Source organism: Paraburkholderia sp. BGA-UO-ETr-F12, assembly GCF_059567945.1.
The window spans coordinates 1-14,837 of the sequence record NZ_JCAQOZ010000021.1 but is presented as its reverse complement, the minus strand read 5'-3'; the positions used below and the strand labels follow the sequence as shown (position 1 = coordinate 14,837).

Genomic DNA, 14,837 nt, shown 5'->3' with positions numbered 1-14,837 from the left:
TTACGGCAGGTCGTATGCGAACGCCTGCTTGAACCGTTCGTTGATCTCCGCCCGGCTGGGCGCGTAGTTTTGCGGGCCCTGGTGTTCGATCTTCAGCGCGCCCATCAGGCTCGCCAGACGCCCCGTGGTCGCCCAGCCAAGCTTGTTCTCGATGCCGTACAACAAGCCGCCGCGGAACGCGTCGCCGCAGCCCGTAGGATCGAGCACCTGCTGTGCCTTGACCGCCGGAATCTCTTCGATCCCGCCAGCGTGATAAATTTGCGCGCCTTGCTCGCCGAGCGTGACAATCAGCGCCTCGACCTTGCCGGCGATTTCTTCGATCGACCAACCCGTTTTGTTGCTCACCAGTTTGGCTTCGTAATCGTTGACAGCTACGTAAGTAGCAAGTTCAATCATGCGGCGCAGCGACTCGCCGTCGAACAGCGGCAAACCTTGGCCCGGATCGAAGATAAACGGCACGCCGGCCGCTGCCAGATGCTCGGAATGCTGGATCATGGCGTCGTAACCGTCCGGCCCGACGATGCCCAGCGTGATGCCTTTCGCTTCGTCGGCGCGGTTCAGATGCGCCTGCATCATTGCGCCAGGATGGAACGCGGCAATCTGATTGTTTTCCAGATCGGTGGTGATCATCGCCTGGGCCGAATAGGTATCCGGCACCACCAGCACGTTCTCCGTCGACAGGCCGAGTTGCGCGAAACGGTCCATGTAGCGCTGCGCGTCGATCGCGCCGAGCGCGCCCATGATGCGCGCATTGCCGCCCAGCAGATGCAGCGAGTAGGCAATGTTGCCCGCACAGCCACCGAATTCACGGCGCATCGTCGGCACAAGGAAGCTCACATTCAGGATGTGAACCTGCTCCGGCAGGATGTGCTCCCGAAAGCGGCCTTCGAAGGTCATGATGTTGTCGTAGGCGAGCGAACCGCAAATCAGCGTAGCCAAGGTGAGCGTCCTGTAAAAATCGATAAAGAAAATGGGCGCGACGACGTGACAGCGCCGCGCATGAAGCGCGGCGCCGGGGTCCGTGCGCGAAGGTTTTACTTCAGCGCGGCGAGTGCTGCGTCGTAGTTCGGTTCGTTCTTGATTTCGCCGACCAGTTCAGCGTGCACGACCTTGTCGTTCTCGTCGAGGACCACCACGGCGCGTGCCGTCAGACCCGTCAGCGGGCCGCTCGTCACATCGACGCCATAGGCTTGCGCGAACTCATGGCCGCGGAACGTGGAAGCCGTCACGACGTTCTCGATGCCTTCAGTCGTGCAGAAGCGCGATGCGGCGAACGGCAGGTCGCCCGACACGACGATCACGGCCGTGTTGCTCAGCTTGGCCGCGGCTTCGTTGAACTTGCGGGTCGACGTGGCGCAAGTCGGCGTGTCGAGGCTCGGGACGATGTTCAGCACCTTGCGCTTGCCGGCGAAGTCGGCCAGCGACAGCGGCTTCAGATCCTTGCCCACGAGCGAGAAGGCGGGGGCATTCTGGCCCACGGTCGGGAACGTGCCGGCTACTTCGATCGGGTTGCCACCCAGCGTTACTTGACTCATGTTGTTGTGCTCCGAAAATTCGTCAGTGATGACGGTGAATACGCCCGGTCAGTACCGGGCGCGCGAGGTTGCGTTACGGATAAAAAATCTGCACGCGGAAATTGGATGCGACCGCATTGCCCGTGTCGAGGTGCACGATCATGGTCTGAGTCGTATGCGCCGGCAGGCCGGCTGCGATCGGCGTGCCCGGCGGGACGTAGTCTTGCGGCCACAGTACGCGGCGCACGGCGACATTGTTCTGGTCATCGAGCAGCGTGAGTTCGATGGCCGGATAGGCCAGCGCAATACTGAAGCGGTTGCGCAACGGCATCTTCAGTTCGAGCTTGTGGGGGCCGTCGATCTGACGCAGATCGGACGGCTCGACCAGCAAACCGTCGATGTCGTGCGGCGGCGTGAGCTGGCAGCCGAGTTGCGCGCAGGCCTTTGCATACAGCACCTGTGAACGTGGCAAGAAGACCTGAACGGCTTCGCGCTGCCACCAGGCGAGTTGCGCGAGCAGCGCGATGGCCAGCAGCGCCGCGACCACCGAGCCGAAGACGATCCAGCCGAGGCGGCGCGGTTCGGGCGGGCGCGTTTCACGCACTACCGGGAAGGGATCGACGCCGTCGTCATTTACCGGCTGGACCGAGAAGGGCTCGCCGCTCGATCCGAATGCGGCTGTGCCGGGGCCATCCGTGCCGGCAGTACCCAAGCCGGCTGTCGCGGCTGAACCAGCGGGGGAGCCTGAGCCTGCGGCCGCACCTGAGGCGGCCGCACCTGAGCCGGCCGCACCTAAGGCGGCCCCACCTAAGCCGGCCGCACCGAAATGCGGTTCGTTGTCGGGAATGCCATGTAAGCCGGCCGGCTCGTTCAGAACCGGTTCGTCAGCATCCCCAGGATATTCGGAAGGGCGTTCGGTCTTGTGCCAGACCCGCGGCGCCGCCTCAACAGACGGGTTGGCCGCATGAGCGAAAGGCTCGGCCGGGACATCGGCGGGCACCTCTTCCGTGTAAGCGGAGGCTTCGCCGGGCGTCTGCCCGAGCGTAGGTTCGTTGTCGGCGGGAATCGGCGCGGTGAAGGCGCTCGCCGGCAATTCCGGCTCGGTAGCATGACGCGGCGTGACCGCAACGCCGGCCCCGGTGGAGACCGGCGAAAGAGGCAGATTGCGGGCGTTGTGAAGCAGGCGATTGTCGATCGTGGCGTCGGCGACCGGCGCCCACGGATCCCATGCTTCGGCGCTGAAATCGGGTTCCTTCGGGCGCACGCCGGACAAAGCCTCGATCGCCGCGGCGGCGGCAACCGGCCTGGCGGTGGAGAAGTCGCCGCCCTCGTTCAGTTCGAACAGGCTGCTCGAGGCGTCGAATGCTTCATTGCAATGCCCGCAGCGCACAAGACCGCGGCGCAGCGCGAGCTGCGCCGGTTGCAGGCGGAAGACGGTTTCGCAGAAGGGGCAACGCGTTGCCAGGAGCATATTGAGCCGGTAAGCCGAAAGGCCGTTGGTTGGGCAATACGCCTTATTCTAATGGCTTTCGCGGCGGGTTCCCGTCAGACATACCCAACCTTCGTGTTCGCGCCATATGCCGATGTCGATCCATCGTGCGTAGACCTGCGCCACTTCGTCCGCCTGGCGCGCCAGGATGCCTGACAGCGCGATCCGGCCGCCCGACTTGACCTTCGACGACAGCATCGAGGCCATCAGCTTGAGCGGATTGGACAGAATATTGGCGACCACGATATCGAATTCGCCGGTGGGGCAGGCGTCGGGCAAACCGTAGGTGACTTCCGCCCGGTTGCGCTCGCTGTTGTGGCGTGCCGATTCGACCGCCTGCGGGTCGATATCGATGCCGTACACCGGGTTGGCGCCGCACTTTTTGGCGAGGATCGCGAGGATGCCTGAGCCGCAGCCGTAGTCGAGCACGGATTGCTCCGCTTTGACCGATTGCTCCAGCCATTCCATGCACAGACGCGTGGTGGGATGGCTGCCGGTTCCGAACGCAAGGCCCGGATCGAGTTCCAGCACGAGGGCGTCGGGGTCCGGTGCATCGTGCCATGAGGGCACGACCCAGATGCGCTCGCCGATGGGGATCGGGTCGAATTGCGATTGCGTGAGCCGCACCCAATCCTGGTCCTCGACTTCACGCACGGTAAACGAGGGGGCGGTTTCCAGCCCCACTTCATTGGCCGCGGCGGTGAGCAGCACGGCCGGCTCGTGTTCCGGCGCGAGCAGGGCGATCACCCGCGAACGCTGCCACGCCGTGCGGTCCGGTGTGAGACCGGGCTCGCCGAACAGCGGCTGCTCGTCGGGCGTGTCGGCGTCCGCATCTTCAACCGATACGGACAGCGCGCCCAACTCGAGCAGCGCGTCGGAGAACTCCTCCGCGTGCTCGCGTGCCAGCTCGGCGATCAGTTCCCGGTAGCTCATGACTTACGCTTCTTCCGGCGCGGCCTGCTGCTTCGCGGCCAACCGGTTTTCGAGGTAATGAATGCTGGTGCCGCCTTCGACGAACTTCGCGTCCAGCATCAATTCGCGGTGCAGCGGGATGTTGGTCTGAATGCCTTCCACCACCATTTCCGACAGCGCGATGCGCATCCGCTTGATCGCCTGCTCGCGCGTCGCGCCGTAAGCGATCAGCTTGCCGATCATGGAATCATAGTTCGGCGGCACGAAATAGCCATTGTAGGCGTGCGAATCGACGCGGATGCCGGGGCCGCCCGGCATATGCCACGACGTCAACCGGCCCGGCGACGGAATGAACTTGAACGGATCTTCCGCGTTGATCCGGCATTCGATCGCATGGCCCTTGAACACGATGTCGCGCTGACGGAAGGCGAGCTTCTCGCCCGCCGCGATGCGGATCTGTTCCTGCACGATGTCGACGCCGGTGATCAGCTCGGTCACCGGATGCTCGACCTGCACGCGCGTGTTCATTTCGATGAAATAGAACTCGCCGTTTTCGTACAGGAATTCGAACGTGCCCGCGCCGAGGTAGCCCATCTTCTTGCAGGCGTCCGCGCAGCGATCGCCGATACGGTCGATCAGGCGGCGCGCGATGCCCGGCGCCGGCGCTTCTTCGATCACTTTCTGGTGGCGGCGCTGCATCGAGCAATCGCGCTCGCCCAACCAGACCGCGTTCTTGAACGAATCGGCCAGCACCTGAATTTCGATGTGCCGCGGGTTCTCCAGGAATTTCTCCATGTAGACCTGCGGATTGCCGAAGGCACGGCCGGCTTCTTCGCGGGTCATATTGACCGCGTTGACCAGCGCCGCTTCCGTATGCACCACGCGCATGCCGCGGCCACCGCCGCCGCCGGCGGCCTTGATGATGACCGGGTAGCCGACCTGGCGGGCAATTTTCACGATCTCTTTCGGATCTTCCGGCAACGCGCCTTCGGAACCCGGCACGCAGGGCACGCCGGTTTTGATCATGGTCTGCTTGGCCGTGACCTTGTCGCCCATCATCCGGATGGTTTCCGGGCGTGGGCCGATGAAGGTGAAGCCGGACTGCTCGACGCGCTCGGCGAAGTCGGCGTTTTCCGACAGGAAGCCGTAGCCCGGATGGATCGCTTCGGCGTCCGTCACTTCTGCCGCGCTGATCAGCGCCGGCATGTTCAGGTAGCTCAGATTCGAAGGTGCCGGGCCGATACAGACGGCCTCGTCGGCGAGCTTCACGTACTTGGCTTCCTTGTCGGCTTCCGAATAGACGACGACGGTCTTGACGCCAAGTTCGCGGCACGCGCGCTGAATACGGAGCGCGATCTCGCCACGATTGGCAATGAGGATTTTTTCAAACATAGCGGGTTTTCGACTCATCAATAGGCGCCCGGTTGATCACAACACAGGCTGCCTCAGAGGATCGGCCGCGCGCCGCGGGAGGGCAGGCGCGCGGGCGGCAGGCGCAAAAAAAGCGCAACGCGTGCCGCGTTAGCCGACCACGAACAGCGGTTGGCCGTACTCGACCGCCTGGCCGTTGTCGACGAGGATTTCCTTGACCACACCGGACTTGTCCGACTCGATTTCATTGAGCAGCTTCATCGCTTCGATGATGCAGATCGTCTGGCCTTCCTTGACCGTATCGCCCACCTGGACGAACGGCTCGGCGCCCGGCGACGGCGCACGGTAGAAGGTGCCGACCATCGGCGAGGTCACCACGTGGCCTTGCGGCGCGGCGGCGGCCGGCGTAGCGGGGGCGCCCGCTGCTGCAGCCGGCGCTTCGCCGGCCGGCATCGGCGCCGGCTGCGCATATTGCGGGGCATACGAAGCGGACGGTTGCACGTAAACCGGCGGCGCATTCTTGACGATGCGGACCTTGCCTTCGCCTTCGGTCACTTCGAGTTCGGAAATACCGGACTCCGAGACGAGGTCGATCAGAGTTTTCAGTTTACGTAGATCCATCAGGAAGCCCCTTTCAATGCGTAAAGTGCCGGCGCGTACGCAGCCGGCGCAAATTAGACGTGTTTGGAATCAGCCGCGCGACGAACCGGCGGACAGCCGGTCGAGCGCGAATTCGAGCGCGTACATATAGCCCTTCCAGCCGAGGCCGCAAATCACGCCCTCTGCCTGGTCGGAGAAATACGAGTGATGCCGGAACGGTTCGCGGCGATGTACGTTCGACAGATGAATCTCGACGAACGGGATGCCGACCCCCGCCAGTGCGTCCCGAATGGCCACGCTGGTGTGCGTGTACGCGGCGGGATTGATCAGTATGAAATCGGTTTCTTCAGTCCGTGCGGATTGGATGCGATCGACCAGCGCGCCTTCATGATTGCTCTGGAACGACGCGAGTTCGACACCGGCGTCTGCTGCGCGGTCCGCCAGCGCCTGATCGATCTGCGGCAACGTCACGCGGCCGTAGACCTCGGGTTCCCGGGTGCCGAGAAGGTTGAGGTTGGGGCCGTGCAGTACCAGCAGTCGCGTCATGGTCGCTTCTTTTTCCGTGGAATTGGGCGCACTTTAGCGCTGATTAGAGAAACTTGTCTAGTTTCCCGCGCGTTCGAAACGCCGCCGGCGACCTTTCGCCGCTTCCCCGCACGCCCATCTTCTCTCAAATTCGGCCGATTTGCGCCTAATTTCGCGCCTTTTACCCCGATCTGATCGTCAAAAGAATGTGAAATTTAGAGCGCGTCGAGGGTCTGTTTCAGCGCTTGCGGGTCGATTTGCCCTAATTTTGTCGAGCGGATATTGCCCTTGGCGTCGATAACGACGGTAAAGGGCAGGCCGCCGGCGTTATTGCCGAACGCGCGGGCGAGATCGGCGCCGCCGAAGCCGGTCACGTAGACCGGGTAGGCTACTTTCACCTTTTGCAGGAACGCCTGGACGTTTTTATCCGAATCGACGCCAAGTCCGACGAACTGGATGCCTTTCTTTGCATATTCGCGCTGAAGTTGCGAGAGAGCGGGCATCTCTTCGACGCACGGGCCGCACCACGACGCCCAGAAATTGACGACGATTGGGTGGCCTTTAAGCAAACTTAGCGATTGCGGCTTGCCGTCGACACTGGTAACGGGCGCGCTCCAGAGTTGCTCGACCGCGCTTTGCGCGGAGCCGGGTTGCGCCGCGAGGGCGACTTCCGGGTCGCTGTTGAGCCAATGGTTGGCCAGCATTCCGCCGCCCGCGGCGGCGATCGCGACCAGCGCGCCTGCCAGAATCCGTCTCGTATTCATTCCAGGTCTGTCTAATTAGTTGAAGAGGTGACGTTGCTGCTGTCGAGCAGCGCCTGAACCGCCTGCTGATTCGCCCGGGCCGTACGGCCGCGCGCGTCGGCGCGGACCGCGCCGCGCAAGTCGTCTGTTTCGTACAGCGCGACGTGGATGCCGGCCGGCTCCGCGTCGCGCCCTTCGTTCGTGGGGCGCCAGAGGAAGCTCAGCGTCTCGACATAGCCGCGGCCGCCAAAATGCCGCGTCTCCGACACGTCGTACTGGATGTTGGCGTTCAGAAAGTAGATCGCGACTTCTTTCGGGTTGTCGCAAAACACCTGAAGGTGAATATCCGAGTGCTCGCCAGCGGTACCGCCGAGCACCGCGCCGGTCAAATACGGATTGAACGGCGCGAGCCGCTCCATCCAGTCGATTGCAATGTGACGCAGTCGCCGCAGCAACGCCGGTTGGCTGTCACCCTGGAAGAGCGACTGGTACTCGCGGATTTCTTCTTCGATCTGGTCATTATCCGGCAGCCATTCGCCGGCAACACGGCTCTCGCCGACTACCTGCCGTGCCGCTTTACGCTTGGCCGTTGCGTAGTCCAGACCGTCTTCAGCGATCATCCGGGCAGCCGCGGTGGCGATTTCCTCGCGCACCCGCTGCGGATCGAAATGTGATTTGCGAACCATCTCTCAATCATACTAGAGATTGATGACAGCCCTTTCCGGGCGGGCCGCGCCGGGTACCTGGCACGGGCCGGGCGGACGGCCGCGCTGCCGGTCCCGTTCGTAGGGCGATTCGGAGGCGTCGGTTACAATAGCGTCCTTTGCAGACGGTCGTTTCGGCCGCTTCTCTGCACTCCCCTTCCTTGCAAAAAAATACGCCCGCGCGGCACGACAGGCTTATGCACATCCACATCCTCGGCATCTGCGGCACGTTCATGGGCGGACTCGCGGTCCTCGCGCGCGGCGCGGGCCATACCGTGACGGGCTGCGACGCCGGCGTCTACCCGCCAATGAGCACGCAACTCGAGGCGCAAGGCATTCGTCTGATCGAAGGTTATGGCGCTGAGCAGCTGGACGGCCTCAATGCCGATCTGTTCGTGATCGGCAACGTCGTGACGCGCGGCAACCCGCTGATGGAAGCGATCCTCGATCGCGGCCTGCCGTACGTGTCCGGCCCGCAGTGGCTCGGCGAACATGTGCTGAACGGCAAGTGGGTGCTGGCGGTAGCCGGCACGCACGGCAAGACCACCACCAGTTCGATGCTGACCTGGCTGCTTGAAGACGCGGGGCTCAATCCGGGCTTCCTGATCGGCGGCGTGCCGCTGAATTTCGGGGTGTCGGCGCGGCTGACCGATTCAAGCTTCTTCGTGATCGAAGCCGACGAATACGACACCGCATTCTTCGACAAGCGTTCCAAGTTCGTTCACTACCGGCCGAAAACCGCGATCCTGAACAACCTCGAGTTCGATCATGCCGACATTTTCCCGGATCTGGCCGCGATCGAAACGCAATTCCATCACCTGATCCGCACTGTGCCGGGCATCGGCCGTATTGTGACTAACGGTCGTGAAGACGCGCTCGAGCGTGTGCTGACGCGCGGTTGCTGGAGCGAAGTCGAGCGCTGCGGCGTGCAAGGCGGCTGGGAAACCCTTCCGGCGGAAGACGGCGAGCCGGTCGACGAGCGCTTTGCCGTGTATCACAACAGCGAGCGTGTCGGGGTCGTCGAGTGGCAGGTTCAGGGTGAGCACAACCGCATGAACGCACTGGCCGCGATCGCCGCCGCGCGCCATGTCGGCGTGCCGCCGGCACAGGCCGCGAAGTCGCTCGCGAGCTTCCGCAACGTGAAGCGCCGCATGGAAGTGCGCGGCAGCGTCGACGGCGTGACCGTATACGACGATTTCGCCCATCACCCCACGGCGATCGAGACCACGGTGGCCGGCTTGCGCGCCCGTGTCGGCCACGAAAACACGCGAATCCTGGCCGTGCTGGAACCGCGCTCAAACACCATGAAGCTCGGCGTGATGAAAGCTCAACTGCCGGCGAGCCTCGCCGACGCCGACCTGGTGTTCGGCTACGGCGCGCCGTCCGGCCGAGACGCGCTCGGCTGGAATCTCGCCGAAGCGCTCGCGCCGCTCGGCGGCAAGGCGCAGGCTTTCGACAATCTCGACGCGCTGGTCAAAGCGGTGGCGCATGCCGCGCGCCCCGGCGACCAGGTTCTGGTGATGAGCAACGGTGGCTTTGGCGGCGTGCATCAGAAGCTGCTCGACGCACTTTCCGCGCGAGGCGCGTCGTGATCCTCTACCTGCACGGTTTTCGTTCATCGCCCAACTCGTTCAAGGCGCGCGTGCTGGCGGCACGCCTCGTCGAACTCGGGCGCAGCGACGAATGGTGCTGCCCGATGCTGCCGGTCTCGCCGCTCGAGACCGTGGCGCTGGTTGAATCGCTGGTGGCGGCCGCGAGGCCGGCGAACGTCACCGTGATAGGCAGTTCGCTCGGCGGCTACTTTGCTACGCATCTTGCCGAGAAACACGGCTGGCCGGCGGTGCTGCTAAATCCGGCGGTGGTGCCGCAGCGTGACCTGAGCGCCTATCTCGGCGAGCAGCCGTTGTGGCACGGCGGCGGCAGCATTACCGTCGAGCCGCATCATCTGGACGAACTGCGCGCGCTCGGCGTCGCGTCGATCACGCGGCCAGAACGCTATTATTTGATAGCCGCTACCGGCGACGAAGTGCTCGATTACCGTGAAATGCTTGCGCACTATCCGGGCGCACGGACTACGCTGATCGAAGGGAGCGACCACGCGATCAGCGAATTCGGCCAATACGTCGACGAGGTGCTGGCCTTTTGCGACGCCGAGGATATCGAGCCGCCGGCGCCGCGCGAAGCGGCCTGACAGTACCGACGATCCCGCGGCGAGGCTGTTGCGGATCACCAGATTCATACCGCCGGCGCGCGTGTCGCGCCGCGGATCCACTACCACGAACACGTTGCCGTGCCGCGCACGCAGTGACCGATAGCTGAACCCAATCGGGCGCGCCGGCAGATGCAAGTCAGAACGAGAGTATTGAGTGAACGTTTTCTTCGAGGAATCGGGCAGTTTCAAGGCGGGCAGCGTGCTGTCGCGCCAGGGCGATGCTTTTCAGGTCGAGTTGCCGGGCGGCCGGCGCACCAAGGTGCGCGCGAAAGACGTGCTGATCGAATTCGAAAAGCCGAGCGCCGCTGAGTTGATGCAGCAGGCTGACGCGGCCGCGCAGGACATCGATCTGGATTTCCTGTGGGAATGCGCGCCGGAAGACGAATTCCCGTTTGCCACGCTGGGCGCCGAGTACTTCGGCGATTCGTTTGGCGCGATCGAACGCGCGGCGCTGGTGCTGCGCATGCATGGCTCACCGGTGTATTTCCGCCGCAAGGGCCGCGGCATGTACCAACGCGCGCCGCAGGAGCAGCTCAAGATGGCGCTTGCCGGGCTGGAGCGCAAGCGCCAGCAGGCGCTGGTACAGGCCGGCTACGAGGAGGAGCTGAAGGCGGGCCGCCTGCCGGAAGGCTTCAGCGGCAGCAAGGCGCTGGCCTTGCTCACCAAGCCGGACAAGAACACGATCGAGTACAAGGCGCTCGAAGCCGCGGCGGCGGCGCGCGGCATTTCGCAGGCGCGGCTGATGCTCGAATGCGGCGGGATTGCGTCGGCTCGCGCGTTGCACGAGGCGAAATTCCTCTCCGAGTTTTTCCCGCACGGCACCGGTTTCCCGCCGGTCACGGTCGGCGCGTTGCCGGAGGACCTGCCGGAAGCCGAAGTCGAAGCGTTCTCGATCGACGACATCACCACCACGGAAATCGACGATGCGTTCTCGGTCGAGCACCTGGCGGACGGCCGCGTGCGGATCGGCGTGCACATTGCCGCGCCGGCGCTCGGCATTACGCGTGGCGACGATATCGATGCGATCGCGCGCACGCGTTTGTCGACCGTTTATATGCCGGGCGACAAGATCACGATGCTGCCCGACAGCGTTGTCGAAGCTTTTACGCTGGCTGAGGGCGGCTTGCGGCCGGCGTTGTCGCTGTATGTGATCATCAACCGCGAGACGCAGGAAATCGTGGCGAGCGAAACGCGTGCCGAGCGTGTGTTCGTGAAGAATAATTTGCGCCACAACACGCTGGACGAACTGGTCACCGAAGAAGCGCTGGCCGCCGGCACGGGCGACTATCCGCATAAGGAAGACATCGCCGTGCTGTGGCCGTTCGCGCAGGCGCTGTTCGAAAAGCGTCAGACCGCGCGCGCCGGTTACGGCCTGCGGCGTGAAGTGCAGCGCAACACCGATTTCAATTTCTACGTTGAAGGCGAGCACATCACGATCACGCCGCGCCGGCGCGGTTCGCCGCTCGATACGATCGTCGCGGAGCTCGCGATTCTCGCCAACTCGTCGTGGGGCGCGTTCCTGCACGACCATGGCGTGCCGGGCATCTACCGCACTCAACGCGCGTTCGGCGCGCCGACCGGCCCGAAGCGCACCCGCATGCAGACCAATGCCGCGCCGCACGAAGGCTTGGGGGTCACGCAATATGCGTGGAGCACCTCGCCGCTGCGGCGCTATGTCGACCTCGTGAATCAGTGGCAGTTGCTTGCCTGTGTGCAGCACGGCGTCACCGCGAAACTGGCTGCGCCGTTCAAGCCGAAGGACGCCGATCTGTTTGCCGTCGTGCAAGGTTTTGATGACACCTACACCGCGTACGCCGATCACCAGCGCCGCATGGAGTACTTCTGGTGTCTGCGCTGGCTGAAGCAGGAGAACCGCAAGCAGGTGGTGGCGTCGGTGGTGAAGGGCGATCTTGTGCGCCTTGAAGAAATTCCGCTATTGCTGCACGTGCCCGGCCTCGGCGTGCATGCGCGCGGCACGCGCTTGCAGATGGAAGTGATGTCGATCGATGAACTGACCGTTGAAGCGTCCGTGCGCCTGTTGCATGTGCTCGACGCGCCGACCGTGACGAGCGGCAGCGAGGCTGAAGAAGCCGACGAGGGCGAAGAGGAAATCATCGACGTGGCGGATGAGAGTGCCGAAGGCGAAGCCGAGGTTCAGGCGGAAGCCGACCTCGACGGTGCTGCGGGAGAAGCGGGCGACGCCGAAAACGGCACCGACACCGGCACCGGCGATGCGGCCGCCGATCAGCAGCACGTCGCGGAGCCCGGACGATGAGCGCGGATCAGTCGCGTGAGCGCTACGCCGTGATCGGCAACCCGGTCGGGCATAGCAAGTCGCCGTTCATCCATGGCCGTTTTGCCGCGCAGACAGGCGAGCCGATCGAGTACGGCCCCCTGCTGGCGCCGGTCGATGCATTCGTGCCGCACGTGCGGGCTTTTATCGAAGCAGGCGGCCGCGGCATGAACGTGACTGTGCCGTTCAAGCTCGACGCACATGCCTTCGCCGATACCTTGTCGCCGCGCGCGGCGGCAGCGGGTGCGGTGAACACGCTGAAGTTCGACGCGAGCGGTGTTTACGGCGACAACACGGACGGTTTTGGCCTTGTGCGCGATATCGAGGTGAATCTCGGTGTGTCGTTGAAGGGCGCGCGGATTTTGTTGCTGGGTGCAGGGGGCGCCGCGCGCGGCGTTGTGCTGCCGATGCTGGAGCGCGCGCCGCACACGTTGACTATTGTCAACCGGACGGCGGCGAAGGCCGACGCGCTCGTCGACCAGTTTGCGCAGGCCGCGCGCGACGCCGCTTGCCATCTGAGTGGCGGTAGTGCGCGGGCGATCGAAGCAGGCGCATACGACGTGATCGTCAACGCGACGGCGGGCAGTCTGGATGCCTCGTTGCCCGAATGCGACGACCGCGCGTTCGGCAACGGCACGCTTGCTTACGACATGATGTACGGCGCGCATCCGACGGTGTTCATGGAACACGCGCGGAAGTTCGGCGCACGCGCAGCCGATGGTCTCGGCATGCTGGTCGAGCAGGCGGCTGAATCGTTTTACGTGTGGCGAGGCGTGCGGCCTGACGGCGCGCCGGTGCTGGCTGAATTGCGGGCGTTATTGACGGCGCCGTCGCACGCTTAGGCGCTTTTTTTACCCGGAACTCACCGGCTCACTCACTCGAGGACTCCAGTCACGATGACAGCAACGCGGCGCGCGAGCCGGCCAGGCCCGGTGCGATGGGTGTTTTATCTGGGCGTGGTGGTGGCGATTGCGTGGCTTGCGACGCAGGCGTTTTACTTCGCGCAGATCGCGGTGTGGAATTACGTGAATCCTCAGTCGACGGCTTTCATGCGCTCGGATGCGTGGCGTTTGTCGCAGGATCGGCCTGATCTTTCGGTGCAGCATACGTGGGTACCGTATGAGCAGATTTCGCACAATCTGAAGCGCGCGATTATCGCGTCTGAAGACGCGAACTTCGTGAATAACAATGGCTACGAGACGGATGCCATTTTGCAGGCCTGGGAGCGCAATAAGGCCAAGGGCAGGATTGTTCGAGGCGGTTCGACGATTACTCAGCAGTTGGCGCGGAATCTGTTTTTGTCGCGGGAGAAGAGTTATATCCGCAAGGGTCAGGAGTTGATTATCACGTGGATGCTCGAGACCTTGATGGACAAGCAGCGGATCTTCGAGATTTATCTCAACTCCGTTGAGTGGGGGAATGGGGTTTATGGCGCGGAGGCGGCCGCGCATTATTACTACAAGGCTTCGGCTGCGAAGTTGACTGCTGCGCAGTCGGCTAGGTTGGCGGTGATGCTGCCGCAGCCTAAGTACTTTGATGAGCACAGGGGCTCGGGGTATCTGGCGCAACGTTCGCGGGTTATTGCGCGGCGGATGGGGGCGGCGGAATTGCCTGATTGATGGGTAAGGTTTGGGGCTGTTCGGCGGCGGGTCTGGGTTTTTTGGTGTTGCCTTGTTGTCGTAGTGGTCTGTTTTGGTGTTGGTCTTTTGGCCTTTCCTTGCTGTGTTAGTGGTTTATTAGCGTTGCCCCTGTGCGGGGCGGCACTTACTTTCTTTGCCGCCGCAAAGAAAGATAAGCAAAGAAAGCGGCTTCACCCCGCCAGCTCATAAGCGGGTCCCCCGCACAGTAGCGGTAGTGGTGCATCTGGAATCTGTCGCCTCGCACACTTCGCCTTAGTGACAAGGCAGTCATACCTCCGGCGGCGCTGCGCGCGCCGATACCCCGTTCCCATCCCCACCCGCTACGACTTCCCCCCTCGATCCGCTCGCCGCGGTTTCGCGCCTCGATTCGCCCGCTGCGGTTTTCACGCCTCGATTTATCCAGATACTGACTCGTCGGCAGCATCGCTGTCACCAGGCTGCGGCCTCCCGCTGCCGTTTGCCTCGGTTCCCTGCTCGCCGTTGCCGAGCCTCTGCCCCGCTGCTGCGAGCGCAACCGCGGCAGCGAAAGCGAAAGCAACACACCGACATTTCCGAAGTGGGGTTGGCCAATCAGAGCGGGGGCATCTCGCCGAGGCGGAGCCGACGGCTCCCGCTGCGCGAAGCGAAGCCGCTGGTTTCCCAGGCAGACCCGTCCGCGACGCACGTAGTGCGGAGTGGGAGCTGATGAGCGCCTTGTCGCTGACGCAGAGTGCGCGAGGCGACAGATTCCAGATGCACCACTACCCCCTCCAAGCCAGGGGACCCGCTTAAGAATTAGCGGTTTGAGCCGCTTTCTTTTGCCTACTTTTCTTTGCGGCCGGCAAAGAAAAGTAG

General features: G+C 63.5%; 14 protein-coding genes. 5 read left to right on the top strand and 9 right to left on the bottom strand.

From position 1 onward, the window contains the following. The 9 genes from AC57B6_RS08250 to AC57B6_RS08210 all read right to left on the bottom strand — a co-directional run bounded on the left by AC57B6_RS08250 (position 1) and on the right by AC57B6_RS08210 (position 7,840). Positions 1-939: a PfkB family carbohydrate kinase gene (locus AC57B6_RS08250; RefSeq protein ID WP_279228814.1), complete on the bottom strand. Its 939-nt coding sequence runs from the start codon at positions 937-939 to the stop codon at positions 1-3. A gap of 95 nt (positions 940-1,034) precedes the next feature. Continuing rightward, on the bottom strand, positions 1,035-1,535 hold the full coding sequence (gene tpx, locus AC57B6_RS08245; RefSeq protein WP_153137384.1) for a thiol peroxidase: 501 nt from the start codon (positions 1,533-1,535) through the stop codon (positions 1,035-1,037). A 73-nt stretch (positions 1,536-1,608) separates the two neighbouring features. Then, entirely contained in the window at positions 1,609-2,985 is a 1,377-nt protein-coding gene (locus tag AC57B6_RS08240; RefSeq protein ID WP_496420965.1) for a zinc-ribbon and DUF3426 domain-containing protein, read from the bottom strand. A 48-nt stretch (positions 2,986-3,033) separates the two neighbouring features. Beyond that, the gene (prmA, locus tag AC57B6_RS08235; RefSeq protein ID WP_028196454.1) at positions 3,034-3,936 is read right to left on the bottom strand and encodes a 50S ribosomal protein L11 methyltransferase; all 903 of its coding nucleotides are present in this window, start codon (positions 3,934-3,936) and stop codon (positions 3,034-3,036) included. A gap of 3 nt (positions 3,937-3,939) precedes the next feature. Further along, positions 3,940-5,307 carry an acetyl-CoA carboxylase biotin carboxylase subunit gene (accC, locus tag AC57B6_RS08230; RefSeq protein ID WP_007180351.1) on the bottom strand — a complete coding sequence of 456 codons (1,368 nt, stop codon included), beginning with the start codon at positions 5,305-5,307 and terminating at the stop codon, positions 3,940-3,942. A 129-nt stretch (positions 5,308-5,436) separates the two neighbouring features. Beyond that, entirely contained in the window at positions 5,437-5,907 is a 471-nt protein-coding gene (accB, locus tag AC57B6_RS08225; RefSeq protein ID WP_028196453.1) for an acetyl-CoA carboxylase biotin carboxyl carrier protein, read from the bottom strand. A gap of 69 nt (positions 5,908-5,976) precedes the next feature. Beyond that, the gene (gene aroQ, locus AC57B6_RS08220) at positions 5,977-6,432 is read right to left on the bottom strand and encodes a type II 3-dehydroquinate dehydratase (RefSeq protein ID WP_028196452.1); all 456 of its coding nucleotides are present in this window, start codon (positions 6,430-6,432) and stop codon (positions 5,977-5,979) included. 194 nt (positions 6,433-6,626) lie between these two features. Further along, entirely contained in the window at positions 6,627-7,175 is a 549-nt protein-coding gene (locus AC57B6_RS08215; protein ID WP_028196451.1) for a TlpA family protein disulfide reductase, read from the bottom strand. An 11-nt stretch (positions 7,176-7,186) separates the two neighbouring features. Beyond that, positions 7,187-7,840, bottom strand: a complete 654-nt coding sequence (locus AC57B6_RS08210) for a hypothetical protein (protein ID WP_028196450.1) — start codon at positions 7,838-7,840, stop codon at positions 7,187-7,189. A gap of 215 nt (positions 7,841-8,055) precedes the next feature. On the opposite strand from AC57B6_RS08210, the gene mpl reads away from it, so the two are divergent. The 5 genes from mpl to mtgA all read left to right on the top strand — a co-directional run bounded on the left by mpl (position 8,056) and on the right by mtgA (position 13,982). Then, positions 8,056-9,450, top strand: coding sequence for a UDP-N-acetylmuramate:L-alanyl-gamma-D-glutamyl-meso-diaminopimelate ligase (gene mpl / locus AC57B6_RS08205; RefSeq protein WP_496420964.1), 1,395 nt, complete (start codon positions 8,056-8,058; stop codon positions 9,448-9,450). Continuing rightward, positions 9,447-10,049, top strand: coding sequence for a YqiA/YcfP family alpha/beta fold hydrolase (locus AC57B6_RS08200; RefSeq protein ID WP_496420963.1), 603 nt, complete (start codon positions 9,447-9,449; stop codon positions 10,047-10,049). Before mpl ends, AC57B6_RS08200 begins: the two co-directional genes overlap by 4 nt. Positions 10,050-10,224: 175 nt before the next feature. Further along, positions 10,225-12,345: a ribonuclease catalytic domain-containing protein gene (locus AC57B6_RS08195; RefSeq protein ID WP_278498868.1), complete on the top strand. Its 2,121-nt coding sequence runs from the start codon at positions 10,225-10,227 to the stop codon at positions 12,343-12,345. Beyond that, positions 12,342-13,205, top strand: coding sequence for a shikimate dehydrogenase (aroE, locus tag AC57B6_RS08190; RefSeq protein WP_496420962.1), 864 nt, complete (start codon positions 12,342-12,344; stop codon positions 13,203-13,205). Before AC57B6_RS08195 ends, aroE begins: the two co-directional genes overlap by 4 nt. Positions 13,206-13,259: 54 nt before the next feature. Continuing rightward, on the top strand, positions 13,260-13,982 hold the full coding sequence (gene mtgA / locus AC57B6_RS08185) for a monofunctional biosynthetic peptidoglycan transglycosylase (protein WP_491564251.1): 723 nt from the start codon (positions 13,260-13,262) through the stop codon (positions 13,980-13,982). Positions 13,983-14,837: the final 855 nt, after the last annotated feature.